At 63.8% G+C, this 25,616-nt stretch carries 24 protein-coding genes; 10 read left to right on the top strand and 14 right to left on the bottom strand.

Annotated features, from left to right (window positions below):
- Positions 1-25: 25 nt before the first annotated feature.
- Positions 26-829 (bottom strand): bifunctional demethylmenaquinone methyltransferase/2-methoxy-6-polyprenyl-1,4-benzoquinol methylase UbiE, encoded by an 804-nt coding sequence (ubiE, locus tag S4A8_RS06255; protein ID WP_353219471.1) that lies wholly within the window; start codon positions 827-829, stop codon positions 26-28.
- A gap of 130 nt (positions 830-959) precedes the next feature.
- On the opposite strand from ubiE, the gene S4A8_RS06260 reads away from it, so the two are divergent.
- On the top strand, positions 960-2,177 hold the full coding sequence (locus tag S4A8_RS06260) for a saccharopine dehydrogenase family protein (RefSeq protein ID WP_353177393.1): 1,218 nt from the start codon (positions 960-962) through the stop codon (positions 2,175-2,177).
- 8 nt (positions 2,178-2,185) lie between these two features.
- On the opposite strand, the gene S4A8_RS06265 is transcribed toward S4A8_RS06260, so the two are convergent.
- Positions 2,186-3,661 (bottom strand): hypothetical protein, encoded by a 1,476-nt coding sequence (locus S4A8_RS06265; RefSeq protein WP_353219472.1) that lies wholly within the window; start codon positions 3,659-3,661, stop codon positions 2,186-2,188.
- Positions 3,658-4,017, bottom strand: a complete 360-nt coding sequence (locus S4A8_RS06270; protein ID WP_353219473.1) for a hypothetical protein — start codon at positions 4,015-4,017, stop codon at positions 3,658-3,660. Before S4A8_RS06270 ends, S4A8_RS06265 begins: the two co-directional genes overlap by 4 nt.
- 190 nt (positions 4,018-4,207) lie before the next feature.
- Between S4A8_RS06270 and S4A8_RS06275 the strand changes: the two genes are divergently transcribed.
- Both S4A8_RS06275 and S4A8_RS06280 read left to right on the top strand, forming a co-directional pair.
- Positions 4,208-6,748, top strand: coding sequence for a hypothetical protein (locus tag S4A8_RS06275; RefSeq protein ID WP_353219474.1), 2,541 nt, complete (start codon positions 4,208-4,210; stop codon positions 6,746-6,748).
- A gap of 5 nt (positions 6,749-6,753) precedes the next feature.
- On the top strand, positions 6,754-6,954 hold the full coding sequence (locus S4A8_RS06280) for a hypothetical protein (RefSeq protein WP_353219475.1): 201 nt from the start codon (positions 6,754-6,756) through the stop codon (positions 6,952-6,954).
- Here S4A8_RS06280 and S4A8_RS06285 read toward each other — a convergent pair.
- The 6 genes from S4A8_RS06285 to S4A8_RS06310 all read right to left on the bottom strand — a co-directional run bounded on the left by S4A8_RS06285 (position 6,926) and on the right by S4A8_RS06310 (position 13,331).
- The gene (locus S4A8_RS06285; protein WP_353219476.1) at positions 6,926-8,644 is read right to left on the bottom strand and encodes a phosphoethanolamine transferase; all 1,719 of its coding nucleotides are present in this window, start codon (positions 8,642-8,644) and stop codon (positions 6,926-6,928) included. The two genes, S4A8_RS06280 and S4A8_RS06285, sit on opposite strands and share 29 nt — an antisense overlap.
- Positions 8,645-8,748: 104 nt before the next feature.
- Entirely contained in the window at positions 8,749-10,038 is a 1,290-nt protein-coding gene (locus S4A8_RS06290) for a sensor histidine kinase (protein ID WP_353219477.1), read from the bottom strand.
- Positions 10,025-10,705 (bottom strand): response regulator transcription factor, encoded by a 681-nt coding sequence (locus S4A8_RS06295; protein ID WP_353219478.1) that lies wholly within the window; start codon positions 10,703-10,705, stop codon positions 10,025-10,027. The genes S4A8_RS06290 and S4A8_RS06295 overlap by 14 nt, the downstream gene beginning before the upstream one ends.
- A 3-nt stretch (positions 10,706-10,708) precedes the next feature.
- Positions 10,709-12,283 carry an ArnT family glycosyltransferase gene (locus S4A8_RS06300; RefSeq protein ID WP_353219479.1) on the bottom strand — a complete coding sequence of 525 codons (1,575 nt, stop codon included), beginning with the start codon at positions 12,281-12,283 and terminating at the stop codon, positions 10,709-10,711.
- Between the two features lie 12 nt (positions 12,284-12,295).
- On the bottom strand, positions 12,296-12,589 hold the full coding sequence (locus tag S4A8_RS06305) for a lipid-A-disaccharide synthase N-terminal domain-containing protein (protein WP_353219480.1): 294 nt from the start codon (positions 12,587-12,589) through the stop codon (positions 12,296-12,298).
- Positions 12,582-13,331, bottom strand: a complete 750-nt coding sequence (locus tag S4A8_RS06310; RefSeq protein ID WP_353219481.1) for a glycosyltransferase family 2 protein — start codon at positions 13,329-13,331, stop codon at positions 12,582-12,584. Before S4A8_RS06310 ends, S4A8_RS06305 begins: the two co-directional genes overlap by 8 nt.
- A 234-nt stretch (positions 13,332-13,565) precedes the next feature.
- Here S4A8_RS06310 and S4A8_RS06315 point away from each other — a divergent pair, with 234 nt between their 5' ends.
- Positions 13,566-14,297, top strand: coding sequence for a phosphatase PAP2 family protein (locus S4A8_RS06315; protein WP_353219482.1), 732 nt, complete (start codon positions 13,566-13,568; stop codon positions 14,295-14,297).
- Here the strand turns inward: S4A8_RS06315 and S4A8_RS06320 are convergent.
- A complete protein-coding gene (locus S4A8_RS06320) occupies positions 14,291-15,820 on the bottom strand; it encodes a right-handed parallel beta-helix repeat-containing protein (protein ID WP_353219483.1) in 1,530 nt (509 codons plus the stop codon). The genes S4A8_RS06315 and S4A8_RS06320 overlap by 7 nt on opposite strands.
- Positions 15,821-15,937: 117 nt before the next feature.
- Here S4A8_RS06320 and S4A8_RS06325 point away from each other — a divergent pair, with 117 nt between their 5' ends.
- From S4A8_RS06325 to S4A8_RS06335, 3 genes are all read left to right on the top strand, one after another.
- Entirely contained in the window at positions 15,938-16,390 is a 453-nt protein-coding gene (locus S4A8_RS06325) for a DUF3465 domain-containing protein (RefSeq protein WP_502950707.1), read from the top strand.
- Positions 16,391-16,457: 67 nt separating this feature from the next.
- On the top strand, positions 16,458-17,330 hold the full coding sequence (locus S4A8_RS06330; RefSeq protein WP_353219485.1) for an alpha/beta fold hydrolase: 873 nt from the start codon (positions 16,458-16,460) through the stop codon (positions 17,328-17,330).
- A gap of 156 nt (positions 17,331-17,486) precedes the next feature.
- Positions 17,487-18,272, top strand: coding sequence for an SHOCT domain-containing protein (locus S4A8_RS06335; protein WP_353219486.1), 786 nt, complete (start codon positions 17,487-17,489; stop codon positions 18,270-18,272).
- A gap of 29 nt (positions 18,273-18,301) precedes the next feature.
- On the opposite strand, the gene S4A8_RS06340 is transcribed toward S4A8_RS06335, so the two are convergent.
- The gene (locus tag S4A8_RS06340; RefSeq protein WP_353219487.1) at positions 18,302-18,892 is read right to left on the bottom strand and encodes a hypothetical protein; all 591 of its coding nucleotides are present in this window, start codon (positions 18,890-18,892) and stop codon (positions 18,302-18,304) included.
- A gap of 210 nt (positions 18,893-19,102) precedes the next feature.
- The gene (locus S4A8_RS06345) at positions 19,103-20,890 is read right to left on the bottom strand and encodes an alpha/beta hydrolase family protein (protein ID WP_353219488.1); all 1,788 of its coding nucleotides are present in this window, start codon (positions 20,888-20,890) and stop codon (positions 19,103-19,105) included.
- Positions 20,891-20,918: 28 nt separating this feature from the next.
- On the opposite strand from S4A8_RS06345, the gene S4A8_RS06350 reads away from it, so the two are divergent.
- From S4A8_RS06350 to S4A8_RS06360, 3 genes are read left to right on the top strand one after another with little or no spacing between them, the layout of a single operon-like run.
- Positions 20,919-21,113: a hypothetical protein gene (locus tag S4A8_RS06350; protein WP_353219489.1), complete on the top strand. Its 195-nt coding sequence runs from the start codon at positions 20,919-20,921 to the stop codon at positions 21,111-21,113.
- A gap of 55 nt (positions 21,114-21,168) precedes the next feature.
- Positions 21,169-22,059 (top strand): ketopantoate reductase family protein, encoded by an 891-nt coding sequence (locus S4A8_RS06355; protein ID WP_353219490.1) that lies wholly within the window; start codon positions 21,169-21,171, stop codon positions 22,057-22,059.
- Positions 22,060-22,111: 52 nt separating this feature from the next.
- A complete protein-coding gene (locus S4A8_RS06360; protein ID WP_353219491.1) occupies positions 22,112-23,671 on the top strand; it encodes an HDOD domain-containing protein in 1,560 nt (519 codons plus the stop codon).
- Between the two features lie 48 nt (positions 23,672-23,719).
- Here the strand turns inward: S4A8_RS06360 and S4A8_RS06365 are convergent, their stop codons facing one another.
- Positions 23,720-25,207 carry a sodium:solute symporter family protein gene (locus tag S4A8_RS06365; protein WP_353219492.1) on the bottom strand — a complete coding sequence of 496 codons (1,488 nt, stop codon included), beginning with the start codon at positions 25,205-25,207 and terminating at the stop codon, positions 23,720-23,722.
- Between the two features lie 3 nt (positions 25,208-25,210).
- Entirely contained in the window at positions 25,211-25,453 is a 243-nt protein-coding gene (locus S4A8_RS06370) for a hypothetical protein (RefSeq protein WP_353177427.1), read from the bottom strand.
- Positions 25,454-25,616: the final 163 nt, after the last annotated feature.

Raw genomic sequence — 25,616 nt, forward strand, 5'->3', positions numbered from 1 at the left:
TGAGTTGAGGCGTGCCGCCAATGGTCTAGGGCGCATAGCCGCGGTGCACGGCGACGATGCCGCCGGTGAGATTGTGATAGCCGCAACGCACCAGCCCGGCCGTTTCCATCATCGACTGGAGCGTAGCCTGATCCGGGTGCATGCGAATCGATTCGGCCAGATAGCGGTAGGAGGCTTCATCGCGCGCGACCGTCTTGCCCAGCCACGGCAGCACCGAAAACGAATAGATGTCGTAGAGCTTGTCCAGGCCCGGCACGGCCGGTTTGGAGAACTCGAGCACGATGGCGCGCCCACCGGGGCGGGTTACACGCTGCATTTCGGCGAGCGCGGCCGGCTTGTCGGTGACGTTGCGCAGGCCAAAGCCGATCGACACGCAGTCGAAGCTGTTGTCGGCAAATGGCAATTTCTCGGCATTGGCGAGACAGTAATCGATATTTCCGGCCACGCCGCGATCAAGCAGCCGGCGCCGGCCGTTGGCGATCATCGCGCCGTTGATATCCGACAACAGCACACGCCCGCTCGGGCCCACCCGGCGCGCGAAGCCCGCGGCCAGATCACCGGTACCGCCAGCCAGGTCGAGCACGTGTTCGCCCTCGCGCACTGCGGCCAGTTCGAGGGTAAACCGCTTCCATGCCCGATGGATGCCCATGGACATCAGGTCATTCATCAGATCGTAGTTGTCGGCGACGGAATCGAACACCGCGCCCACGCGGCGCTGCTTTTCGCCGCGGGCTACGCGCTCGTAGCCGAAATCGATGGTGTCGTCGCCGGCGGCGGCATTTTCCGCGCTGCGGGCAGCGCGGTCGTAGGAGTCGTTTTGAGAGACCATGGCGGACCCTGGATTGAGGCTGCGGCAAGCTTACGCGAGGCGCGGCAGGCGGCCAAGCAACGTCTCCGATCGCCGGTAATCCGCATTGTCTAGTAGATTGTTCCAATCCTGTTCATCGGTGCTGTCAGCTATGGATACGCCTGCTTTCGATATCGTGGTTTTCGGGGCAACGAGCTTCGTGGGACAATTGACCTGCCGTTATCTGGCCGAACGCTACGGCGACGACGGCGAGGTGCGCTGGGCGATGGCGGGTCGCTCCCAAAACAAGATCGATACCGTGCGCCGCGATATCGGCGCCCCCGACGTGGGCATGATCGTGGCCGATGCCGACGACGCGGATTCGCTGGCATCGATGTGCGCACAGACGCGCGTGGTCGTATCCACGGTCGGGCCCTATGCGCTCTACGGCGAAAAACTGGTGGCCACCTGTGCCGATAGCGGCACCGACTATTGCGATCTGACCGGCGAGGTGCACTGGATCGCGGCCATGCTCGCCAAGTACGAGGCACGGGCGAAGGCCAGCGGCGCGCGTATCGTCAACTGCTGTGGTTTCGATTCCCTGCCCTCGGATCTGGGCGTGCATTTTCTGCAGCGCAACGCGCGCGAGCGTTTCGGCGCGCCCTGTACGCGCGTCAAGATGCGCGTCAAAGCCATGCGCGGCACGTTCTCGGGCGGTACGGTGGCCAGCCTGGTGAATTTCGCCAAGGAAGTCCGCGCCAATCCGGCGCTGCGCAAGCAACTGGCCAACCCCTATTCGATCTGCCCGGAGGGCTATCGTCCCGAGGTGCGCCAGCCCAACCCCAAGGGCGCGTCCTTCGATGCCGATGCCAACAGCTGGATCGCGCCGTTCATCATGGCCAGCTGCAACACGCGCGTGGTCCAGCGCAGCAACGCCTTGTCGGGCCAGGCCTACGGGGCGGATTTCAAGTACGACGAAGCGATGATGACCGGACGCGGCACCAAGGGCCGGCTCAACGCCTACGGGCTGACCGCGGGCCTGGGCGGTTTTCTCATGGGCGTGGCCATCAAGCCCACGCGCGCGTTGCTGCAACGCTTCGTGTTGCCCGAGCCGGGCGAAGGCCCGAGCGCCGAGGCCCAGGCCAAGGGCTTCTACGATATCCGCCTGTTCGGCACCACTGCGGCCGGCGAAAAGCTCAAGGCCAAGGTCGTGGGCGATCGCGATCCCGGCTATGGCTCGACCTCCAAGATGCTCAGTGAGGCCGCGATCTGTCTGAGCCAGCGCGGCGAAACCGACGGCGGCTTCTGGACCCCGGCCACGCTCATGGGTGATGCGCTGATCGAACGCCTGCACGAACGCGCCGGCGTGAGCTTCGAACTGATCGACTGACGCGCTGCTCAGCCGGCGGCGATCGGCTGGGCCAGAATCCACAGGCCGGCTACGGTGAACGCCAACATCAGCAGCAGCATCGGCAGCTGGCTGATGGCGGCGCGCACCCGGGTTTTAAACACCGTCAGCGCGATCCGGTGGCTGAGATACACGCCCGCGATATGCCCGAACACGATCACCGCCACCTGAACATGCCAGACCGTGCTCGGGTCCGGCACGTTGACCCGCGCGAACCATTCGGCCGTGGCGAACAGATTCCAGCCAAAGCCAAACGGATCGGAGGCCAGCGGCACAATCTTGAGCAGCTGGGTCTGCAGCAGGGTGTAATAGTGGCTCACGTGATAGGCCAGCGCGATCGGCAGCAGCGCCGGCGCGAATCGACAAGCCAGGCTCATTACTGACAGGCGGCTGGCCACCGCGACTCGCATGCACGCCACGAACAACAGGTACACGCCCAGATAGACGAACGGCGAGGCCAGCAGGCAGAGCGTTTGCCAGTGCTGATACAGGCGCAGCAACGCGGGGAATGCCGCAATGGGATTGCTTCCCAGCCACAGCGAGAACACGTTCGCATACATGTCGACCCAGAACAGCCGCCGCCACACCGCGGTTTCGTGCAGGCCGTCGAATGCGGTCGATGAAAGCATGAACATGACGAACAGCAACAGGCTGACACGCTCGATACGCACCCTCCGCAGGGCCAGCCACGGCGCATGCGACCACCCCGGCCGCCCGTCCGGGCCGGCGAGTGGCGCCATGCGCGCGAGCAGTCCAAACAGCACGCTGAACAGCTCGCCGTAGCGAAACCAGTCGCGCGCGCCGATCAAGCCCACGCCGGCGAGGTTCAAGGCGCTGTAGAGCCCCAGCGCGATCGCCAGCGAGAACGGCGTACCGGGGCCCATGAGTTCCAGCCATACCAGCGCCATGTAGAACGCCAGCGCGGGCGTATAACCCAGCGCGCTCGGATAGGTATAGCGACCACGCGTAAAACCCGGCCAGATACGCTCGATCAGTTCGACAAGCGCCAGCCAGGGGTTGAGCCAACGATAGATATCGCCCACCAGGGCGACCGTGTAGCCAATACCGAGCAGGAACACGATCCAGAATGCGGTCATGCTGAAATTCGCATAGGCCCCGGGCACGCCGAACAGCCCACTGGCGATACACAGCACGAGCATGGCCACGCCTACCGCCCCGGCACACAGACCGATCACCCCGCGCGCGAGCGGCAGCCGCGGCCCGCTCAGTTCGAGGCCGGGCGCTGGCCCGCCCGGCGTACGCGCGGGCTCGCCGGTCAGGCAGAACACCATCACCACGAACGACAGCGCCAGCGCAGCACAGGCCCCATAGAGATACAGCCAGACCGGCACCGGCAGGCGATACACCTGACCAAAGGAATGCGCGCAGGCCGGCTGCGCCACCAGCAGAACGGCGCTTGCGACAACGCCCGTACCCCAGCCGGCCAGGCCTTGCCGGCGGCTCACTGCGGTTGAACTTCCAGCGTCGTCAGCTCGATATCCGCGTGGTGCAGCTCCAGGGCAAAGCGCCCGGCCCGATCGAGCACGAGCGAGGCGCTCGCCAGCTCACCGGCCGATAGCGGCCAGCTGCGATCGTAACCATGCAGGTGCAACTCGTCGTCGCGATCGCTTTCGACTTCGATTTGCAGATGCGCGCCGGTTTGCGTGCGGATGACCGGCGGGCCGGATACGCGCTTTGCCTGGCGCACCACAAAGGCCGCGTGTACCGTTTTGTCTGGCGCAGGCGCGTCGTTTGCCGAGCGGGGCGCGAGCACCCAGGCAAGCCCGCCAAGCACGACGACATTCGCAGTAATGAAAATCACGGACCGCCGCATCGATGCCCCCTTTGCGCCCTGCGCCCAGGCGAAACAGTAGATTTTTACCGTAGCTCGCCCGCGGGCCGCGCGCTAGATTCGAATGACGGTAAATTCGGCCCGAAAGCGCGTATAGACGCCGGGCCCGACAGCACGGCCCGGGCGCCGGGCTGTATCACCAGGCGCCGGGGGACAGGCCATGCGAACGCACATCGGGCTCATCGTTGTATTGATCACGGCGCTTTTCATGCTCACCGGCTGCCCGGACGACAATGATTCAATCACCCTCGAGACGACCTCCACCGGCAACAGCCCGGGCGGCAATGGGGGCGACGGCGGCGATCCCGACAACGGCGGCAATGGCGGCGACGACGCCGATATTGGTGAACCGGTGGTACGCAGCCGCTACGCACTGAACAACCAGTGTTTTGCCATTCGCGCCAACCGACGCAATGCCTACCTCGTACGCAACGATACCGGCGGCTATCGCGCCACGGCCGTGACCGCCGAAGCCGGCGAAGCCTTTTTCATGAAGCCGGCCGCCCTGGGCCAGTATCTGCTGTTCGACAGCCAGAGCCGGCTGCTCTCCGCAGCCGCGCCCGTGGGTACGCATACCCTGGAAGCGCCGACCGACGACGATATCTGGACCGTGCTCGGTGTGGGCGATACCACACCCTATCCGGCCACGCCCGTGGCCTGGCTCGAACCCGAGGTCGACGCGCTCGATCGGTATCGCAACTTCGCCGATCCGCAGACCACCTACCCGGCGTTCACGCTGGCAGCCGACAGCGCCGATACGAATCTGGCCATCGACAGTGACGGCCAGCTGACCACGGCCGCGGCCAGCGCCTCGGCGCCGTCGCAAAGCTTCACCTTCGCGCGGCGCGCCGCAGGCGACTGCGCCGAATTCCCGGAAGCCCAGTCGAACACGATCGGCGAGACCTTCAAGGGCACCACCGCCGACGGGCGCGTGCTGGGCATGGCGGATGTCCATGTGCATATCAGTGCAACCGAATTTCTGGGCGGCGCCGAATGGGGCGCGCCGTTCAGTCGGTTCGGTGTGACCGATGCCCTGGGCGACGGCGCCGAGCGGCACGGGCCGAACGGCAGCCTGGACGTGCTCGGCGCCTTCTATGTCGGCGACTTCGATGGCCACCAAACCGCCGGCTGGCCCACCTTTCCCGACTGGCCGGCCGCGGATTCGCTCACCCACGAAGCGATCTACTGGAAATGGCTGGAACGCGCCTGGAAGGCCGGCCTTCGGGTCGCCGTCAACGACCTGGTGGAAAACCAGACGCTCTGCGAGCTGTTGCGCAACCTCAACGGCGCCAATCCGCTACGCAACTGCAACTCGATGATCAGCGCCAAGCGCGAAATCGGCACCATGTATGCGATGCAGGATTATATCGACGCCCAGTACGGGGGCCCGGGCAAGGGCTGGTTCCGGATCGTGCTCGACCCGCAACAGGCCCGTACGGTCATCGAAGACGGCAAGCTCGCTGTGGTGCTCGGCATCGAGATTTCCAATCTGTTCGACTGCAAGCTCAATTACAGCCCGCTGCGTACCCAGGAGCCATTCGAGGAAACCGGCGAAGGCGGGCTGGAAAACAGCTACGACTGTGCCATGACCGAAACCGGGGCAGACAACGAAATCCTCACCCAGCTGACCCGGCTCAAGGATCTGGGCGTACGCCAGATCATCACCGTCCACGAATTCGACAACGCCTTCGGCGGCAACGGCCTGTTCAACGATTTCATCCTCAATGTAGGCAACCGCGAGAACAGCGGCGGCCTGCCCTCGGACGATCTGGCCGCGATTACCGCCTTCATCAACAGCGACGCGATCAGCCAGCTGCAGGATCCGAGCAGCAACAATCAGGACGGCCTCATCAATCTCGAGCCGCTGGGCAAACTCAGCCTGAGCGATTATCTCGGTCGCCTGTTCTCCGATCCGCCGGAATTGCCCACCGGCGAATTCTGGACCACCTACGACTGCCCCGACGCCGAAAACACGGCCGATTTCAGTGGCTATCTGTTCAGCGACCACGGCGGCATCGTATTGCAGACCATTCCGGGGCTCGGCCCGCTGACGAGTTTCACCGGTCAGGGCGGGCGCCCCGGCGGGCTGGTGCCCTTCTACCCGGATACCTACCAGTGCAACGCGCGCTGGCTGACACCGATCGGCCAGTACGCATTCGAACAGATCATGCGCGCCGGCATGATCTTCGATTTCGACCACATGGAACTGGAAATGAAAAACCAGTTGCTGGAACTGGCCGAGGCCCAGACGCCGGTCTATCCGCTGGTCTCCACCCACGGCACCTTCGGCGGCATCACCAACGATCAGGCCCGGCGGGTGCTGCGCGGCGGCGGTTTCATCTACCCGAGCATGGACAACGGGCACGACATGCTCAACAAGATGGAAGAACTGCGCCTGATCTACGACGCTGCCACCGCCGACATGGCCGACGCCGACAAGCCGCTCTACGGCTTTGGTTTCGGGACCGATACCAATGGCCTGTCCAAACAGGCCGCCCGGCGCAGCACGATCGCCACCGGCCAGGAAGTACGCTACCCCTACACCCTGTTCGACGGCAAAATCTTCGACGAGATCGACGATTTCGACACGATCGCCGGCGTGGTCTTCGAACAGCCGCGCACCCGCGCACCCGCGCGCCGGATGGGCGCGGGCGCACCTGGTCGCTGGATATCGACGGCAGCGCCCACTACGGCATGCTAAGCGGCATGGTCGAAGAGATCCGCCAGGAAGGCAACGCCGAACAGATGCGCAACCTGTTCGACTCGGCCGAGCATTTTCTGCGTACCTGGGAACGCACCCTGGAATCGAGCGCGGCGATCGAAGACAACGGCTTCGCGGTGCCGGCCGGTGTGCTGCGTGCCGCGCCCAAACCCAACCTCATCCCGGCGACGCTGGCCCGGCCGTGAGCGCTGTCTGGGTCGCCTTGCTCGCGTCCGGGGTACGCCGACAAGCGCGAAAGATATCCATATCGGGCTGATAGACCCGGGTCTTCACGGCAAACAGACCGAGCACGGTATCGAAGAGGTTGTCCTGGGAATAGGCGTTGTCCTGCAGCCCCGCCAGGCAGGCGCGATCCATATCGAAGCCGGGCGACAGCCAGGCCAGCGCCGGCACGTGGGTCTGATAAGACGGCGCCAGGGCATAGGGAAAACCGTGCAGATACAGCCCGTCCTCGCCCAGCGATTCGCCATGATCGGACATATAGAACAACGCCGTGGCGTCGCCGTGCTGCTTGGCATCACGGGCGAGCAGTGCGATCAGATTGTCGAGCACGGCATCGGTATAGACGATGCTGTTGTCGTAGGCGTTGATGATGCTCTGGCGATCGCAATCCTGTGGCCGATTGCTTTCACACACCGGCGTGAAGCGGGCAAAACCATCCGGATAACGCTTGTAGTATTCCGGGCCGTGACTGCCTTTCTGATGCAACACCACCAGCAGATCGCCGCGCGTATCGGCAATGCGTTTGGCCAGACCGCGCGCGAGGATATCGTCGAAACACTCGCCGTCGCGGCATAGCTCGGGATCGTCGGCCTGGGAGAGGTCTTCGCTGGGCACGCGGTCGCATACGCCCTTGCAACCGGAATTGTTGTCGCGCCAGAGCACCTTCACCCCGGCATGCGTGAGCACATCGAGCAAACCTTGACTGTAACGGGCATCGGTACCGTCGTAATGGCGGCGATCCTGGCGCGAGAACATGCAGGGCACGGACACCGACGTGGAGGTTCCGCAGGAACTGAAGTCGGTGAAATTGACCAGATCGCGTTGACTCAGGCGCGGATTGGTATCGCGGTCATAGCCATCGAGGGAAAAGTTGGCGGCACGCGCGGTCTCGCCCACCACCACGATCACCACCCGCCGCGGCGCGCCGGCGCGCAATTGCTGGTGGGCATCCGTACCCAGCGGCGTGACGCTGCGATCCGCCGCCTCGGCGGTCTGGGTCAGGGTTTCGAGCGCGGCATAAATCGGGTAGGTCGGGTTGACCAGATACCGCAGTTCGCGGTTCTGGCGCAGCACGAGGGAGAAATCCTTGTAGTGGCTGTAGACACTCACCCCCAGCACGGCCACGGCCAGCCCCACGGTGAGCATACGCAGGCCGGCTTCGCGCCAGAACGGCCGATAGCGCACGCGCCAGACACACACCACCAGCGCCGGCAGCACGCCGGTAAGCAGCAGATGCCAAACCAGTGAAAAGCTGAAAAGCCCGGACGCTTCGCCGCGATCGGTTTCGAGCATGTTGTGGATCATCGTGTCGTCGATGACCACGCCATAGGTCGACATGAAATAGCTGGCCACCGAGCCGATCAACAGCAGCGCCACGATCGCCGGCTTGAACACATAGCGCACGCCGAACAGCGAAATCAGCAGTACGAAGAAACCGACCATGGCCGCGGCCAGCGCCAGACCGAACCCGAGGTTGCGCGCCACACCGATATCCGCCTCGGCGATTACCGCCTTCCAGAACACGGTATTGAGAAAGAGGCTGATGAACAGGGCCACGACCAGCGTCAGCCCGGCCACGCCACTCGTTGGGCGCGGCAACGCGCGAACCGCGGCACGCAAGCGCGCTACGCCCTGCAAGATTCTCGACGCCATGACATCCACTCCCGCTCGTATCATCCAGTCGGGCGAGCATGGCGTTTACGGCGTGGCGGATTTATCGCGTTGGCGTTGGTATTTCGTGGGCGTGCACGCCGGCTTCAGGCCGGGGCTTCGTGATCGAAGCGCAGCACGAACTCGGTGCCCTGGCCAGGCGTGCTGGCCACATCCACCTGCCAGCCAAAGCGCTCGCTGATGCGTTTGACCAGATACAGCCCCAGGCCCTGGCCGCGACTGTGCTCGCCCTTGAAGCGCCGATCGAACAGCCGCGACAAGGCGGCGGGCGCAATCCCGCGGCCGTGATCGCGAATATGCAGCGCATCGGGCGTCAGGCGTACGTCGATACGCGCACCACCGCCATGCTCGATGGCGTTGCGCAACAGATTGTTGATCACCGACAACAGCATGCTCGACGGCGCAGCAACATGGACTTCGGCATCCGCCTCGAATGCGATATCGGGCGCCGACGCGGCCGAAAACAGATGCGCCTGCATGGCGATCGCTTCACGCACCACCGGGCTGACCGGCGTATTGCTGGTTTCGTCGGTTTGTTCGCGGGCGAATAGCAAAAGCGACTCGATGAGCTCGTGCATGCGCGTGGTGGCCGCGCGTGCCCGGGCCAGGCGCAGCTGCGACTTGTCCGACAGGTGGCGATCCTCGGCGATCAGGTCCAGCGAACTGATCGCGGTGGCCAGCGGCGTGCGCAGTTCGTGGCTGGCGTCTTCGGTAAAAGCCTGTTCACGCGCAACAAAGGCATCAAAGCGATCGAGCACGCCATCAAATGCCTCGACGATGATATCCAGCGACCGATCGCCAGTCGCCGGGCGCAGATCCGGGCGTTGCTCGCCGGGCACGATCGCCGCCGCGCGCGCAGCCAGCCGACGCACCGGACGCATCACCACCTGCGACAACCACAGCGCCACGAGCACGGCCAGAAACAGTGCGCCCAGCCCGGCAATCCAGGCGACCCCGATCAATTCCTTTTCCAGACGTTCTTCCGGCGTGAGATCCAGCAGCACATACAGGCTGTGATCGCCGATATCGCGGCGCGTGGCCTGGTATTCATAGGCCGCGCCGGGCAGCCAGACCTCATGCGACTGACCGGCGCCGAGCGATTTCACACTCTCCGGCAGACCGTCGGTCTGCCCTTTGGGGGTGACATAAGTCCGCAGGTTCGGGCCGAGCAGGTCCAGCAACTGCGGGTCGCGCCGGTACAGCGCATCCACCCGATCGAGCTCGCGCGCGAGCTGACCATGCGTCATGTCGTGTTCGAGTACGTCCAGAAACGACGATACGGCATAGATCATGCCGCCGAGCACCACCAGTACCGGCACCAGGGTGGCCAGCAGAAAACGCGGACGCAGTCCGAGACGGAAACTAAAGCTTGTCATCGTCGGCCAGTCGATAGCCTATGCCGTGTACGGTCTTGAGCAGTTTTTCGGGAAACGGCTTGTCGATGATGCCGCGCAGCTGATGGATATGGCCCCGCAAGGCGGCCTCGCTATCGGGCGGGTCGTCGCCCCAGACCGCACGCTCGACCGTGGCGGTGCGCACGACCGCGGGCGAGGCACGCATGAGCAATTCGAGAATACGCAGGCCCGTGGGCGTGAGTTCCAGTCGCCGGCCACCCCGGCGCACGATCAGACTGCGCGTATCGAAGACCAGATCGGCCACCGTGAGATGACCGCTGGCGCCGGAGGCACGCCGTACCAGCGCCTTGAGACGCATATACAACTCCGGCAACGAAAACGGCTTGGTGACATAGTCGTCGGCGCCGGTTTCGAAGCCGCTGAGCCGGTCGCGCAGGGTATCCCGGGCAGTGAGCATGAGAATCGGCACGTCGTTGCCCGCATCCAGGCGCAGGCGTTCGCATAGCGACAACCCGTCCATGCCCGGCAGGCTCAGATCCAGCACCAGCACGTCGTAGCGATTGACCGCGGCCAGGTGTAGGCCGGTCAGGCCGTCGCCGGCGTAGTCGACGGTATCGCCGCGTTCCTCGCAGTATTCGCCGATATTCGCGGCGAGATCATCGTTGTCTTCGACTATGAGCAGATACACCGCTTACGCTCCTGTATCGGGCGGGTGACAGCCTTGATTCGCTGGCACCCAACTGGCCTGGAATTCGGAATCGCGCGCACCCAGCACGGGGGTCAGGCGCAGGCGCGCGGTGAGCTCGTCGCGCCGCTGTTGTGGATAGACGAGCACGCTCCGGGGATGGGGCCTGTCGAGCCATTCGCAGACGGCCGCCAGAACTTCGTAACCACGTGCGGGCCGATCCAGATAATAGGAATAGTGCGCAGGATCGATATCCCAGACCACCACCGGCGTATCGGCCTCGATGGTCGCGGCCAGGCGGTTGCTGAAGGCCAGCTGCGCATAACGCGAACTGCTCCACAGCGAGGGCATCGCCCCGGCCTGGAACAGCCCGATGGCAAACGCCGCCGCAATCAACCCCGCCGAGCCCAGCAGCCGACCACGCCGCAGCGAAAACGCAGCCGCGCCAAGCACGCCGGCCGCGACGACGACACTGGCCAACGCTGCCAAACCGCCCTTGTAGAGCAGCCACCCCAGGGCAATGGCGACCAGCGCGCACAACACCACCAGACAGGCGCGGGCGATCGGTACATGCACCACCGCCGCCGCGAATACGATCATCGCCGGCGCCAGCCAAGGCAGCATATAGATTTCGCGATATTGCGGGCCAAGCGTAAAGACCACCACGGCCACCAGCACGCCGAAGGCCAGCAGACCGGACGGCCCGCGCCGGTCGCGCCAGACCTGGATGGCGCCAGCCGGCAACAACAGGGCCCAGGGCAGCCATAACATCGGCGTGCGAACCCAATAGAACGGCGACAGCAGCCGGCCCGGGCTCACGCTCAGCAGACTACCGGAGAGCTGTGAATTACCCAGGGTGTCGGCCCCGATTGCCGCGCGCAGCAGCAGATACCAGGGCACAATCAACACGGTCAGAATCACGACCCCCGCAATCGGGTGCAGCCGCTGCCACTGGGCACGCCAACCGCTACCGAAGCAGCCCTCGTACACGATCGCGCCGGCGAGCATGATCGCGGGCGCCTGCGGGCCCTTGGTCAGGGTGGCCAGGGCGAACAGCGTCCACAGCCCGAATGCCCACCGGCGTTCGCGGGCCGGTGTGGCCTGGCACAGCCCCACCCAGGCGGCGAACACGGCCGTGGTCCAGAAGGCATAGAGCATGTCCGGACGCGCGTTGTGTCCGTATTTGAACACCGAAAACGAGGCCACACACAAAAGCCCGGCCAGCAGGCCCACGCGCCGATCGAACAGCCGTGTCCCCAGCCACACGGCCAGCAGCGCAATACCGACGCTGGCCAGCACCGATGGCAGGCGCGCGATCGCGGGGCTGACCTCGCTGTGGCCGACAACGGCACTGGCGCCGGCGACCAGCCAGTAGCTCAACGGCGGTTTGGTCAGCCGGTATTCGCCATTGAGCCGCGGCACCAGCCAGTCGCCGCTGGCAAGCATGTTCTCGGCGGTCTGGGCGACATAGATTTCATGGCTGTCGAGCGGTATATCGCTCATGCCGCGACCGGCCGCGGCCAGCCCCAGCACGACGATCAGACACAGGATGGCAAGCTGGCGCAGCGATTGTGATTGCATGGGCGGCACCGTTTACGCCGAGGCCGACTGCGAGCGGCCGTGGCGGATCAGATACAGATTGCGCGCGTAAATGAACACGCCGGTGCTCTGCCCGAGAATGAATACCGGATCGCCGCGATAAATGGCATAACCGAGCAGGGTCAGCCCGCCGGCAATACTCAGATACCAAAAGGCGACCGGAACATGGCTCGTGCGCCGGCGCTCGCTGGCAATCCACTGCACGATAAAACGCGCCGAAAACAGCCCCTGGCCGAGCAAGCCGAGCGCGATCCAGGCCCAATCCTGTGTCTGCAACGCTTCAAACACGGGATTTCTCCTGCTCGGCGCGACAGGCGCGGCGTTGTAGCCACAGCACGCCGGCCAGATCGATCAGCCCGACCCACAGCCGGTTATGCACACCGTATTTGGAGTGCCCGCTGCGACGCGGCCGATGGGTGACGGCCACACTGATCACCCGGCCGCCATCACGCACGAACAACGCCGGCAGAAAACGATGCATATGATCGAAAGCCGGCAGGCGCAGAAAATCATCGCGCGCGAACACCTTGAGCCCGCAGCCGGTATCCGGGCAGCCGTCGCCGAGCAGGGCATTGCGTACACGATTGGCAAAGCGCGACGACAAGCGTCGCAGCAGGTTGTCGTTACGCTGTTGACGCCAGCCCATGACCAGTACCGGGGCGTCCGCGCCTTCGTCTTGATAGGCCTGTACCAGACGCGGGATATCCCTCGGCGGGTTCTGACCGTCGCCGTCGAGGGTGGCAATCAGCGGGGCACGGGCTGCGCGTACGCCATTGGCGAGCGCGCTGCTCTGGCCGCGATTCTGGGCGAGCGTGACGATACGCAGTGCCGGCACACGAGCGGCGACCAGCTCGAGCATGGCGACCGTATCGTCGCTGGAGCCGTCGTCCACGGCGATCACTTCATAATCGCCGTTCGTTCCCAACGCATCGCGTACTTCGCCGATGACATGGGCGACGTTGTCCTGTTCGTTATAAAAGGGAATAACCACGGCAAGAGAGGGCCGGGTTACAGCGCGTTCGTCGATCATGAGACTCGTCTACTCGCCGGGGGAAAGACAGACCACGGGCCGCTAGCAAGGGCCTATCGCGGTGCCTGTATGCATCCGCGCATTATCGATACGCCTGATAACCGCGTCGTTCAGTTTCCGTTAGTTTTTCGTTTGTCCCTATTGGGACACGAATTACGCACATTGAGCCGACATACATCGAACGCCCGCTCGGCCAGGCTGCTGCGCATAAGCGGATATTCGTCAGGTATGCCCATGACTGCGCCCTGCTCGGCCACCCTCTATCGCCGCGATTTCGTTGGCGACGCCCCGTTACTGTTGTACCCCCTGGCCGGAGTCGTCATCGGCCTTGTGCTGACTCGCATATTCGGCCTCGATACGCTCTGGGCCGATGCGCTGTATTACCTGGAAGGCGATCACTGGGCATGGCGCAATGCCTGGCTGACATCGCAACTGCTACATAAATACGGACAACAGTTCTCGATTGCCTGGGGCGTGGGCCTGCTCGCGTTCACCGCGGGCTGCTTTTTCACCGCACGCACGCGGCACTTGCGCCGAGGTCTGGTGTGTCTGTGTACGGCGGTCACCGCCAGCCTGCTGCTGGTATCGCTGGGCAAGCACTGGCTGGCGCTGCCCTGCCCCTGGGATCTGCAACGCTACGGCGGCGATCTGACCGGCAGTGCCTACACGCTCTACCCAGGCGAAGTCAGCGGCTGTTTTCCGGCCGGCCATGCCGCTGGCGGCTATTGCCTGGTCGCACTGTATTTCTTTGCCCGTTACCAGGGTCTACGTCGGCCCGGCTTATGGCTGTGGCCGGCCGCTATCATCGGCCCCGTCTATGGCCTGACCCAACAGCTGCGCGGGGCGCATTTCCTCTCCCACGACCTGGTGAGTCTGGCCCTGTGCTGGTTCGTCAGCTATGCGATCTTCGCCCTTGCTGCGTATCGGCAGTCGGCGCGAAACGCCGTGTCGGTAACGCTTCAATAGTATTCGTAGGCACCTACATCGGCGCCACCGACGCGGGCGCGCTCACCCTCACGCCGGACGGCGCGATCGGGCTCGGCTCGCGCCACCACGGCCGGGGACCGCGGCAGGCGCTGGGCGAAATCCGGCACATAGCGCGCGGATACGAAACGCGGATGACCGAACAACGAGTTGCGGTCGTTACCCGAGGCGCGCGAATAACCGCCCATGCCGTCGTAGTGCTTGCCGCGCCATTGCCACTGGCCGGCCCGGCGCCCGGCCTCGGTATAGAACAGGTTGTGATCGCTTTGCAGCGGGCTGGCGCTGGAGTCGACGTAGTAATTGATGAATACCGCCTGGGCGTTGGCGTAGACGATATTGTTCTCGAAGACATTGTCGCGGGCGTTGTACTGGATGACCACCTCGCCGCCCCAGCTCATGGCGGTATCGTTCTTGTAGAAGGTGTTGTATTCGATACGGCAGTCCGCGGTCGTGCCCACCTCAGGGTCATAACCGCCGATCGACAGCCCCACGCGGTGGTTGTGGTAGATGAGGTTATTGCGCACCAGTACGTCGCGCGTGGCATGGCCGGCGTTTTCGCTGGCCAGCTCGATGCCGATATCGTTGGCGAACACCCGGTTGCGCTCGATCACGATATCGCGCCCGCCATCGACATAAATACCGCCGGCGGCCATTTCGCCGTCCGGATAGGCGCTGTTCGTACGCGAGCTGATGTTGTAGACGATGTTATCGGCAATCAGACCGTTGCGGGCGATATCGACCGCCGGATCGGCGGCCATGCCTTCGTGGCCGATCACGTCGATGCCGATATTGTTGTTGTCGTGCACCGTGTTGCCGACGATTTCGAAATCGGTCACGTTACCGTTGACCGAGATCGACTCGCTGCAACCGGTCTTGAGCTGGGTGACTTCGTTGCCCGCGATACGGATATGGTGCAGCGCCGCGTCCGAGCGCCGCCCATAGATGGCAATGCCCAGCGCGTTGCCCTCGCAGCCGGACTGGCGTGTTTCGATCGCGCTGATGTGATTGTCGATGAGTTCGATATGTTCGCCCGCCCCGGTCACCAACACCCCCATCGGCACGGATTCGTCGTCGGCATGAAACGCAGTGAGATGCAGCCCCTGAATACGGATATAACTGCGATCGGCAATGCTCACCAGCCCCTGTTCGCCGTGGGTCACACGTGAGCGGCTGCCGTCGATGACGGCGGTTTCGAATGGATAGTTGCGTAGCGTAATCATGCCGTGGCGACGCGAACCGGAGCGCGGCATGTGCACGGTTTCGTGGTAGCGCCCGGCACGCAGATAGACCGTATCGCCCGCCCGGGCATGACGCAGGGCAACAGCGATACTGCGCCACGGCGAATGCCGGCTGCCGGTGTTGCCATCGTCGCCCTGCGGGGACACATAGTATTGCGCTGCATGGCTGGCCGCGGTGATGCCGACGCACAACACAACCGCGACCATGACCTGTATCACCAGTCGCAACGGGCTCGACACGGGTCGGCGATGACGAGGCTTGATCATGGCATGCAATCGCGTGGTGGCAGAAAACGACGCACGGCATAATCCCATGGCTGCGATATCTGGCGTCGTTACTATTGCTATCGACCGCGCGACGCCCTGCTTGACCCGGCACCGAGTGTGACCATGAAACGACTCCTGTTCACGATCGCCGTGGCGGTTGCCCTGATTGCGGGCGGCGAACAGCTGCTGCCCGACGCCCCGCGTGGGACCACGGCCACGCCCGAGCGCGCGCAGACCCGCTCGGATGCAATCGCGCGTGCCTTTGCCCAGCAAGCCAACGACGTGCCGGTTACCGGCGAAGGCCGGGTCAAGACCGTGCTCGCCGACGACGAGCGTGGCAGTCGTCACCAGCGTTTCATCCTGGAACTGGCCAGTGGCCAGACGCTACTGATTGCCCACAATATCGATATCGCCCCGCGGATCGCGCACCTTGCCGCCGGTGATCGCGTACGCTTTCACGGCATTTACGAATACAACCCCCAGGGCGGCGTCGTGCACTGGACCCACCACGATCCGCAGGGCCGACACGCTGGCGGCTGGCTGGAATACGACGGCCGGCGCTACGAATAAACGGCTACAACGCAACACCGGCCGTCGCGTAAGCGCGTCGACCGATCACGACAACAAGGATTTTTGCATGGCTGGCGCCGACAACCGGATGATCGAAACCGAACGCGGACGTTTTCATGTGCGTTTCGCGGGCCCACCCGACGGGCCGGCGATCGTCATGCTGCACGGCTGGCCGCAAAGCAGCTACTGCTGGCAGGGCGTGGCCGCGCATCTACCGACGCACTACCGTTTGATCATGCCGGACCTGCGCGGTCTGGGCGATTCCGAGCGCACGCTCGACGAGCGCGCCTACACCAAACAGGCACTGGCCGCGGATATGCTCGGCCTGCTGGACGCGCTCGATATTCAGCAATTCAATCTCGTCGGCCACGACTGGGGCGGCGCCGTGGCCCAGGAAATGGCACTGGCAGCCCCTACGCGGGTACGCCGGCTCACGCTGCTCAATATCCATGTGCTCACCAACGCCCGCGGCAACGCCGAGGCCCAGGCCCGGCTGCGCAAGTCGGGGGGCCGCTCGTTCTGGTACCAGTTCTTCCAGACCGAGCCGCATCTTGCCGAAGCGATGATCCCCGGCAACGAGGCGGCCTGGCTCGGGCATTTCCTCAAGACCTGGACGCGCGGCCCATTCCCGGCCGATGCGTTTGCCGAATATGTGCGCTGCTATGCCATCGCCGATACCCCGGCCACGGGCGCAGCCTACTATCGCTGCTATAAACCCGATACCGCGCGCTGGGCCGAAATCGCCGGAACCCGCTTCGCCATGCCGGGGCTGTATATCTACGGTCGCCACGACCCGGTGATCATCGACGCCTTTACCCATCATCTGGACGACGTGTTCGACGATATCCGCCTGGAAACACTCGACGCGGCCCATTTCGTCCAGGAAGAGTGCCCACGCGAGGTGGCGGCGCTGATCGCCGACTTCGTGGACGACAACTAGCGTCACACACGCGGCCGAACCAGGCTCGGCATGGCCGATGCCGAACTTCCTCACCGAACACCGGGTTCGGGTTCGGTTTCGGGCTCCGCGCTGCTACGGATAGGCGCCCCGTTGGCCCGGGCATAGACTCGATCTCCCCTTGGTTGGAGCGATCTCATGTCCACACAAACCCACAACGAACCGAGCCTGGACGAACTGGCCGAGCGCTATGGCTTCAGTCGCGAGGCCGTCGGCGTGCTCAAGCGGGCCCTGGCGCAAGGCCATGGCAGCATGGCCAGTTTCAACCACCCCGAACTCGGTGGCGCAGGCCAATGGATGCGTGGCGGTCTGTTGATGATCGAAGACGCCTTCAACCACGAGCTCAAGGCCCGTATCGATGCGCTTTGCCATGCCCTGGGCGAGCATCGCGACGTCCGTGCTCCCGCCGGCGCATTCGCCAGCCAACACCAGTTTCAGTCCAGTCATGACACGGGCGGCGACGATTTCGCCTACGCGTCGTGGGCCGACAGCGCAGACTGGTGGCCGACTGAGCTGGGCTCACCGAATGCCACCGGCCAACAGAACGACCTGCACTATGCCTATTTCGCCGGCCCCCGGCGTCTGGCTCTGCGCAAGGGTAATCAGCTGACCATCCACGATACCGGCGAGCACCGTATCACCGGTATCTCGCAACAACAGGGCAACGATCTGGCAAGCCTACGCTTTACCAGCCAGCATGGCCCGGTGGCGCTTGCCAGCCTGCCGGTGGTTGAACGCAGCGCCCCCGCCAGCGATCAACCGGGCGGGCAAGGCGCGCCCTGCGCGCGCGAAAGCGCCGACGCAGCCCCCCGCGACAGCCAGGTGTTCGACGCGATCGAACGTCTGGGCGATCTCAAGGCCAAGGGCCTGCTCAGCGACGAGGAATTCGCTGCCAAGAAGCAGGAGTTGCTCGCGCGGCTGTAAAACAGCGGGCGTTCGCTCAAGCACGCGCCTTAACGCGAACCCGTTTCGCGGGCTGCGGCACGTACGTCGTCGAAATCGTTGTTCAGCTGGGTGCGTACGAGTGCGGCAACCAGCCGTGTGAAATCGGCCTGCGACACATGCTGTGCCAGCGTGCCTGCATCGTCGCCCAGCTCAAGCGCGCTCGCTGCCTTCAATGTCGCCTTGTCGGCGAACGGGTAGAACTCGGGCCAGGCAGCCTGGGCCTCGCGCAGAAAGATCGCTGCACCCACCTTGCCGATCCCCTTGAATACCCTGAGCTTTTTCAACGCGCGGTCGGTGTCGCCGTCAGCTGCCGCGCGCAGCCGGCCTAGATCGCCGCGATAGTCGTGCAACAGCGTGTCGTTGAAGTCCTGCAACTGGGTCGCGGTCTTTTCGTCCACGCGTGCATAGCCGGCGCCGTTGAGTACCGCCACACGCTGCGACCAGCGGCTTTTGGCCAGCTTGTCGGCTGTCGTCCAGCCGGCCCGGGCCATGGCCTGGGCCGCACGCATGGCGATATCGGCCTGTACCGGCGCGCTGGTGAGCATGGCCAGACACAAAAGCCGGAACAACGGCGAGGGCGTATTGCGTGTGATGTTCACGCCCAGCTCGTCGGCAAAAGTTTGCCCGTGACGTTCGAGCAGGGCGGCGACGGTCGACGAACAATCCACGGCCATACAGGCGTTCTGCCACAGTAAATCAAGAAAACGTATTGTCGCAGATCGGCCAACCGCAGCGTGCATCGGCAGCTACGGCCGACCAATGACAAGGGCTTACGCAGGCGCAAGCCCTTGTCGTGAGGCTAGCGTGCGTTATGCGTCGACACGCTGGAAGACCAGATCGGTGAGCTGGATCGTGCCGGCCTGCGACCGGTTGAACTCGATTTCCAGCGCCTTGAGATGCCGGAAGTCGATGCCTTCGAACGCGGTCAGCGGGATATCCACGGCGTTGAGCGTGGTCTTTTGCGAACCGCGGTTGGTGTCGTCGTAGAAATCGCCACCCGGCGGGTAGAACAGCGCATCGCTATAGTCACTGGCGGTCACGCTTGCGCGGTTGCCGTCCATGTCCTCGAGCACGATATCGAAGTCCTGGCCGCCTTCGTTATCTGCATCGCCGTGCGAAATACCGACGCGCATGGACACCACCTGATAGGCGGTGACATCGGTATCCAGCAGCTGGGTGCGATAGAAGGCCGGGATATCCCACGACATATAGAGCATTTCGGCGATGTTGAACGTCGGTACCGCCACGGCACAGCCTTCGCCGGGCCGGCCATTGGTCTGACAGGTGCCGAAGGTCGACATGTTGTAGAAGTAGTTCGAACCACCCAGGTTGTTGATGGTCAGACTCGCCGGGTCGAGCGTGTCGTCGATGATCAGCCGGTCCCTGGCCGGCGCCATGACGCTGAGCAGGTAGCGATCGTCGCAGGATTGTTCACCGTTCGGGCAAATGCTCGAAGGCACCGGCGCCTGGCCTGACCAGAGCGGGCCGAATGCCTGCTCATGACCGATGAAGTAGCGAAAGAACGAGGCGATGAAGAACAACCCGTGGGCCTGCTGTAGCGCCGGGGTGTCGCGACCATTGCCTTCGGCGTTCTCGCCGCACCAGGGGTCGTCGCCTTCGGGATCGATATAGGTCCAGTCGTCGGGCCGTGTATCGCTCGCCCACACCGTATTGAAGTAGTTGTGGTTCGCGCCCATCGGGATCAGCTGGAACTTCGGATAGGGATCGCTGGCCAGGGCATAGCGACTGGTGTCGTAGGCGAAATTGCCCATCATGTCTTCCACGTCGCCATCGCAATAGCCCGCCACCGATGCCAGGGTGACGTTGTTCACGCCCTGGGTGTTGTAATCGGTAGGTGCCAGCGAATAGACGGCCGTGATGTTGTGCGGGTTCAGCTGTTCGCGGTTGTAGCGCACGGTCATGTTCACGCCTTCGCCGCCACGCGAATGCCCCATGATGCCGATCTCGCTCATGTCGAGCTTGCCCATCAGCTGCGACAACCCCTGCCCGCCGACCTGGTTGATATCCCGAAACGCATCGAGATGACGCACCACCAACTGGGCGCGGGCCAGGCTGCCGGTATCGCCGTTGCTGGGGCCCGAGTCGTTATCGTTGATATCGTTGGCGTCGACCGAGATCACCGCATAACCGTGCGATGCCAGATTGCGCGAAATATATTCATAGCCACGAAAGCTGGGAATGGGGTTTTCGCAGTCGTCGTCATCGATACCACGTCCGTCGTAACAGGTGCCGTGGCGCCCGTGCAGGAACAGCAGCACCGGAAATGGCCCCTCGGCATCCTGCGGGTACTGGATATAGCCATGGATATCGGAACCGTAGGAGTCGCCGTTCTTCCAGTCCATGACCGTCATACGGCCGAAGTTGTATTCGTTTTCGGCCACCGTATATGGCCCCTCGTCCGCGGGATCGGCCGCGACTTGCGTGGGCACGGCATCGGGCGTGGTACGTTCGGCGGCGGGCGCGTCGCCCACGCTGTCGTCGTCCGAGGAATCGTTGCAACCGGTCAAACCGAACAGCACAACGAGCAAGAGCAAGCCGAACCAACGGCCGGCCGCATGCGGCCAGATGTTTTTCATGTTTGGGTCCCCAAAAAGGTACAAAAAGTTGGGCCTGCACCCGCGCGATGCGCTGCGTGAAACGGTTTTTCACGCCCCCGAGCGCAACGAGGGACAGGCGCTGGGGATACAGCAATTGGCTTGCCATTCATTACTGCTTTTTTTGCAAAAGTCTTTTACGCTCAGCCGCATCGGGCAAACGACCACGCCGTGGTTTCATGCCAGCCCGCCGATGCCGCGATAATGGCCATCCCGCCTACCCGATCCGCCAACACGCAAACGCCGTGCCCCACATCGATATGGACACACCCCACTGGTTCCTGACCGGCGCCGGCCATATCGGCACGCTCGCCGCCTGGTATCTCCAGCGCGCCGGCCACGGCGTGACCGTGCTCAAGCCAAACGCAGCACCGGTGCGCGAGGCCCGCATCGCGTTCGCAGGCGATGGTCGCGAACAGCGCATGAGGCTGCCGGTGCAGACACCCTCGGCCGACGGCCCACCCATCAGCCATCTGATCGTGGCCTGCAAGACGCCCTATACCGCCGCCGCGCTCGCCAATGTGGTCCTTGCGCCGAGGGCGACGGTCGTACGGCTGCAAAACGGCATGGGCAGCCTCGACGGACACTTGCCCGCCGACGCACGGCTTATCGAAGCGGTGACCACCAACGCCGTGACGGGCGATGCAGGCGTGCATCGGGTGGTAGCCGAAAACCAAAGCTGGATGGGCGATGGCGGCGCCGCGCCGGCCTGGTTCGAAAGCCTGGCCCGCTGCTGGCCGGGCCTGCACTGGGCGCACGATATTCGCCGTCCCCAGTGGCGCAAGCTCGTTGCCAATGCGGCGATCAACCCGCTGACCGCGCTTTACGATGTGCCCAACGGCCGACTCGTGGACGAGCCGGAACTTTATGCGGCAATGGGCGCAATCGTGGCCGAGGCCGATGCCCTGCTCAAACGCCTGGACCCGGGCTGGCCAGGCGATTCGCTGGGCGCGGTCGCTGCCCTGGCGCGTGCAAGCGCCGACAACTGTTCCTCCATGCGCGCCGATATGCAGCGCGGCGCACGCACTGAAATCGATGCCATCAACGGCTGGCTGCTCGAACAGGGCGCGCAACTCGGAATGGACATGCCGGTCAACCAGGCACTCGTCGAACGCGTTCACGCAGCCACGCCGGCGACCGCGCCGGGATAAAGACTTGGCGCGGGCGGCCGATACTGGATAACCGGGATCGCGTTGAACGCATATGGACAAATCGATCGAAAACCAGCTGCGCCTGTGCCCGACGCTGCCGACGATTTCCAGCGTCGCCCTGCGCATCATCGAGATCGGCCGCCACCCGGATATCGACCTGCAAGAGGTCGCGAGCCTGTTGTCCAACGACCCGGCGCTGGCATCCAAGACCCTGCGCATGGCCAACTCGCCGCTTTATACACGCGGCCGACAGGCACGCAATCTGCATCAGGCGGTCACGGTGCTCGGGCTCAACGCCACGGTGAACGCGGCCTTGAGCTTTTCGTTGAGCGCCTGGCTGCGCGACGCACGCACGCCGGGCATCGATCTGGATCGTTACTGGAGGCGGGCATTGTTGTCGGCACTGGCCGCACGATTGCTTGGCGAGCACCAACATGTGCAGGGGCCCGAGGAGTTGTTCCTGGCCGGACTGCTACAGGATCTGGGCATGATCGCGCTGGATGCGGCGATGCCGGAAACCTACGGCCAGCTCAAGCATATCGCGCATAACCACGACACCCTGGCCGCCTACGAACGCGAGCTGGTGGGCACCGATCATTGCGAAGCAGGCGCGTGGCTGATGCGCGAATGGGGCCTGCCGGATTATCTGGTGCTGGCCACCCACGCCAGTGACGACCTAGCACAGGCGGATATCCCGGACGATCTGGAACGCTTCGCGGGTTGTGTCGCGGTATCCGGCCGGATCGCCGAAATCTATCTCGCCGAAGACACCCAGACCGCGACCGCCGCGGCCGCGCAAAGCGCGCGTACCTGCTTGAACATGGGCCCCGACGACCTTGGCGCGGTGCTTGGCCGCATGGCCGAAGCCCTGCCCGAGGTCGAATCCCTATTCGACATGACCGTGCTCACCGCGCCGCAGGCCATGGGGCTGACCGACCAGGCCCACGAACTGCTGGCCACCCGCAACCTGCAACTGCTGCACAGTGCTACGGAATTACAACAACGCGAGCAGGAGTTCAGGCAACAGGCCAACCGCCTGGAATACATCGCCCGCCAAGACGCGCTCACCGGTATTTCCAACCGGCGTCATTTCGACGAAGCCTTCAAGGACCATTTCGAGCGCGCCCGGGTCGAGGCCTATCCGTTGAGCCTGGCCTATCTCGATCTCGACCATTTCAAGGCCATCAACGACCGCCATGGCCATCCCTGCGGCGACAACATCCTGTCCGCGATCGCCAAGAGTATTCACGACCAGCTGCGCCAGGACGATCTGTTCGCGCGCTATGGCGGCGAGGAATTCGTGCTCCTGCTACCGGGTATCGACAAGGCGAGCGCACACAAGATTCTGTTGCGTATCTGCAAGGGCGTTGCCCGACTGCAGCATCGGCTCGATGACGGCGAAGTACTCACGGTCACACTGTCGGCCGGAATCGCCACCTTCCCGGGCAACGACATCGACACACCCGATCAACTCATGCGCGCTGCCGATCAATCGCTCTACAAGGCCAAGCAGAACGGGCGCAATCGCGTGGTCTGTGCCGATAGCGCGGCCGAAAGCGATGCTTCGCACACGCAGGGTCTGCACGGCCGGCCGGTATCGCCGACGCGCTGAGGCCCCGGCCAACCGCGCCCCGGCCGCGCCGCCCTGGCGCGATAGCCGTTAGCTGCCGATTACCGAACGCGCGTGCTTGCGCTCGGCGGTACTGGCGCCGAAAACCAGACTGCCCAGCACGCAGATCGCGGTATTCAACAACAAACCCCACAGACCGCTGAACACGCCCAGCGGGCGCAGGCCGGAAAAGGTCATCGTCGAGGCCAGCAAGGTACCGGCAAGCATGCCGATAAACACCGCGCGGGTGTTCAGCCGGGTCCAGTACAGGCCCAGCATCAGCGCCGGCGCGGCCTGAATGAGCAACTCGAACTTGAGCACGAAGATCTGATAGAGCGTGGACGGCGGATACCAGGCCACGATCACCAGCACGATGACCGCGACCAGACCCACAAGTTTGCCGATGAGTATCTTGCGGTGCTCGTCGGCGTGCGGGTCGATATAGCGCCCGTACAGATCGTTGGACACGATCGATGAAAACGTCAGCAGCACCGAATCCGCCGTGGACACGATCGCCGCGATCACACCGCCGAACAGCAGGATCATCGCCCAGTAGAACAGCGGATGCTCGAGTGCCAGCGCATTGGCGATACGCCCGACCAGCTGCTCGGATTCGGCCGTGCTCAAGCCCGGAAAAGCGGCGATGCCGATAATGCCGACCAGAAACACCACGCCCGCGGTGATGAACGGCATATAGGCCATGCGGATGAACGAGCGCTTGAGCGTGGCCTCGCTACGCGCCGAAAAGATGCGTTGCACGGCATGCGGATACACCGCCGCGCCAATGCCCACGATCGCCAGCAGGCTGAACCAGTTGGCGATGCCGCCGGCATCCGGTGCACCGAGTTTCTCCGGGGCCTGATCACGCATGACCTCGGCCGCGGCCGAGGGGCCGCCGAAATAGATCAACGAGCCGATCAGCAGCATGAACACACCGAACAACAGCGCAATACCCTGGATGGTGTCGGTATAGGCCACCGACCGCATGCCACCCAGCCAGCTGTAGGCGACCATGATCACGATAAAGAACACCACACCGACTTGATACGGAATGGTGCCGCCAGTCAGCCCGGACACGCCCTGGCCGATGGCCACGAACTGTTCGAGCAGGTAGTTGCCCAGCGCATAGAGCATGAGCGTGGCGGCCAGAATGGTCACCGCTTTCGACTTGAAGCGGATATTGATCCAGTCCACCGGCGTGAGTAGCGAAAACCGCCGCCCCAGGGCATACAGACGGGGGGCGAAAAACAGATACACCGCGATGATCATGATGAAAAACGGCACCGACACCAGATACTGATAGCCGATGCGATAGGCGGTCGGCGGATACCCCACCACTGTATTGCCCGAATACTGGGTGGCGAAAAAGGTGAAGAACAACACCATCACGCCCAGCCCGCGCCCGCCCAGATAATATTCGTCCAGGCTTTCGTGAATGCCGCGGTTGCGCAGATAGGTGATCAGGCCCACCGCCAGCATGAGCGCGCCATAGGCCAGCAGCACCACGATGCCGGAAATACCGCCGAATGCGAGATCCATGGTTTAGACCTCGCTGTCGTTGTCGTCGTCGCTGCCCATGTCCCACTGGCAGCACACCACCCAGGTCACGAACACCGACAGCGCCAGCGACGCGCCGAGAATGATCCATGCCCAGTAGGGCACGCCCCAGATCAGCGGTTCGAAAGAACCAGCCGGAAAATACCAGGGGTTGATCGCGGCAAACACGACGACGAACACGATCCACACGAGCGGGCTTTTCACCGGCTCCTTGCGCTTGCGTTGCATTTTGTTTCTCCTGCTTCGCGGCGACAGCCCAGCGCTGTCCGGGCGCACGGCTTGACCTGTCGAAGCGGTCGCGCTGTCATGCTTATGCCATGGCCCGCGCCGCAGCATGACCGGCCGGCGCCTACGGCGACAATCAAGCAATACGAAAGGGTGACTTCGTGAT

It is taken from the genome of Salinisphaera sp. S4-8 (genome assembly GCF_040361235.1).
Classification (GTDB): Bacteria; Pseudomonadota; Gammaproteobacteria; order Nevskiales; family Salinisphaeraceae; genus Salinisphaera.

Excerpts from the sequence above, each read along its gene's own strand:
- S4A8_RS06280 (WP_353219475.1), top strand. The coding sequence starts at position 6,754 with ATGGTCGAAGAGATCCGCCAGGAAGGCAACGCCGAACAGATGCGCAAC.
- ubiE (WP_353219471.1), bottom strand. The coding sequence starts at position 829 with ATGGTCTCTCAAAACGACTCCTACGACCGCGCTGCCCGCAGCGCGGAA.
- S4A8_RS06310 (WP_353219481.1), bottom strand. The coding sequence starts at position 13,331 with ATGATCGACGAACGCGCTGTAACCCGGCCCTCTCTTGCCGTGGTTATT.
- S4A8_RS06360 (WP_353219491.1), top strand. The coding sequence starts at position 22,112 with ATGGACAAATCGATCGAAAACCAGCTGCGCCTGTGCCCGACGCTGCCG.
- S4A8_RS06320 (WP_353219483.1), bottom strand. The coding sequence starts at position 15,820 with ATGATCAAGCCTCGTCATCGCCGACCCGTGTCGAGCCCGTTGCGACTG.
- S4A8_RS06370 (WP_353177427.1), bottom strand. The coding sequence starts at position 25,453 with ATGCAACGCAAGCGCAAGGAGCCGGTGAAAAGCCCGCTCGTGTGGATC.
- S4A8_RS06260 (WP_353177393.1), top strand. The coding sequence starts at position 960 with ATGGATACGCCTGCTTTCGATATCGTGGTTTTCGGGGCAACGAGCTTC.
- S4A8_RS06335 (WP_353219486.1), top strand. The coding sequence starts at position 17,487 with ATGTCCACACAAACCCACAACGAACCGAGCCTGGACGAACTGGCCGAG.
- S4A8_RS06315 (WP_353219482.1), top strand. The coding sequence starts at position 13,566 with ATGACTGCGCCCTGCTCGGCCACCCTCTATCGCCGCGATTTCGTTGGC.
- S4A8_RS06345 (WP_353219488.1), bottom strand. The coding sequence starts at position 20,890 with ATGAAAAACATCTGGCCGCATGCGGCCGGCCGTTGGTTCGGCTTGCTC.
- S4A8_RS06290 (WP_353219477.1), bottom strand. The coding sequence starts at position 10,038 with ATGACAAGCTTTAGTTTCCGTCTCGGACTGCGTCCGCGTTTTCTGCTG.
- S4A8_RS06285 (WP_353219476.1), bottom strand. The coding sequence starts at position 8,644 with ATGGCGTCGAGAATCTTGCAGGGCGTAGCGCGCTTGCGTGCCGCGGTT.
- S4A8_RS06300 (WP_353219479.1), bottom strand. The coding sequence starts at position 12,283 with ATGCAATCACAATCGCTGCGCCAGCTTGCCATCCTGTGTCTGATCGTC.
- S4A8_RS06355 (WP_353219490.1), top strand. The coding sequence starts at position 21,169 with ATGGACACACCCCACTGGTTCCTGACCGGCGCCGGCCATATCGGCACG.
- S4A8_RS06275 (WP_353219474.1), top strand. The coding sequence starts at position 4,208 with ATGCGAACGCACATCGGGCTCATCGTTGTATTGATCACGGCGCTTTTC.
- S4A8_RS06365 (WP_353219492.1), bottom strand. The coding sequence starts at position 25,207 with ATGGATCTCGCATTCGGCGGTATTTCCGGCATCGTGGTGCTGCTGGCC.
- S4A8_RS06330 (WP_353219485.1), top strand. The coding sequence starts at position 16,458 with ATGGCTGGCGCCGACAACCGGATGATCGAAACCGAACGCGGACGTTTT.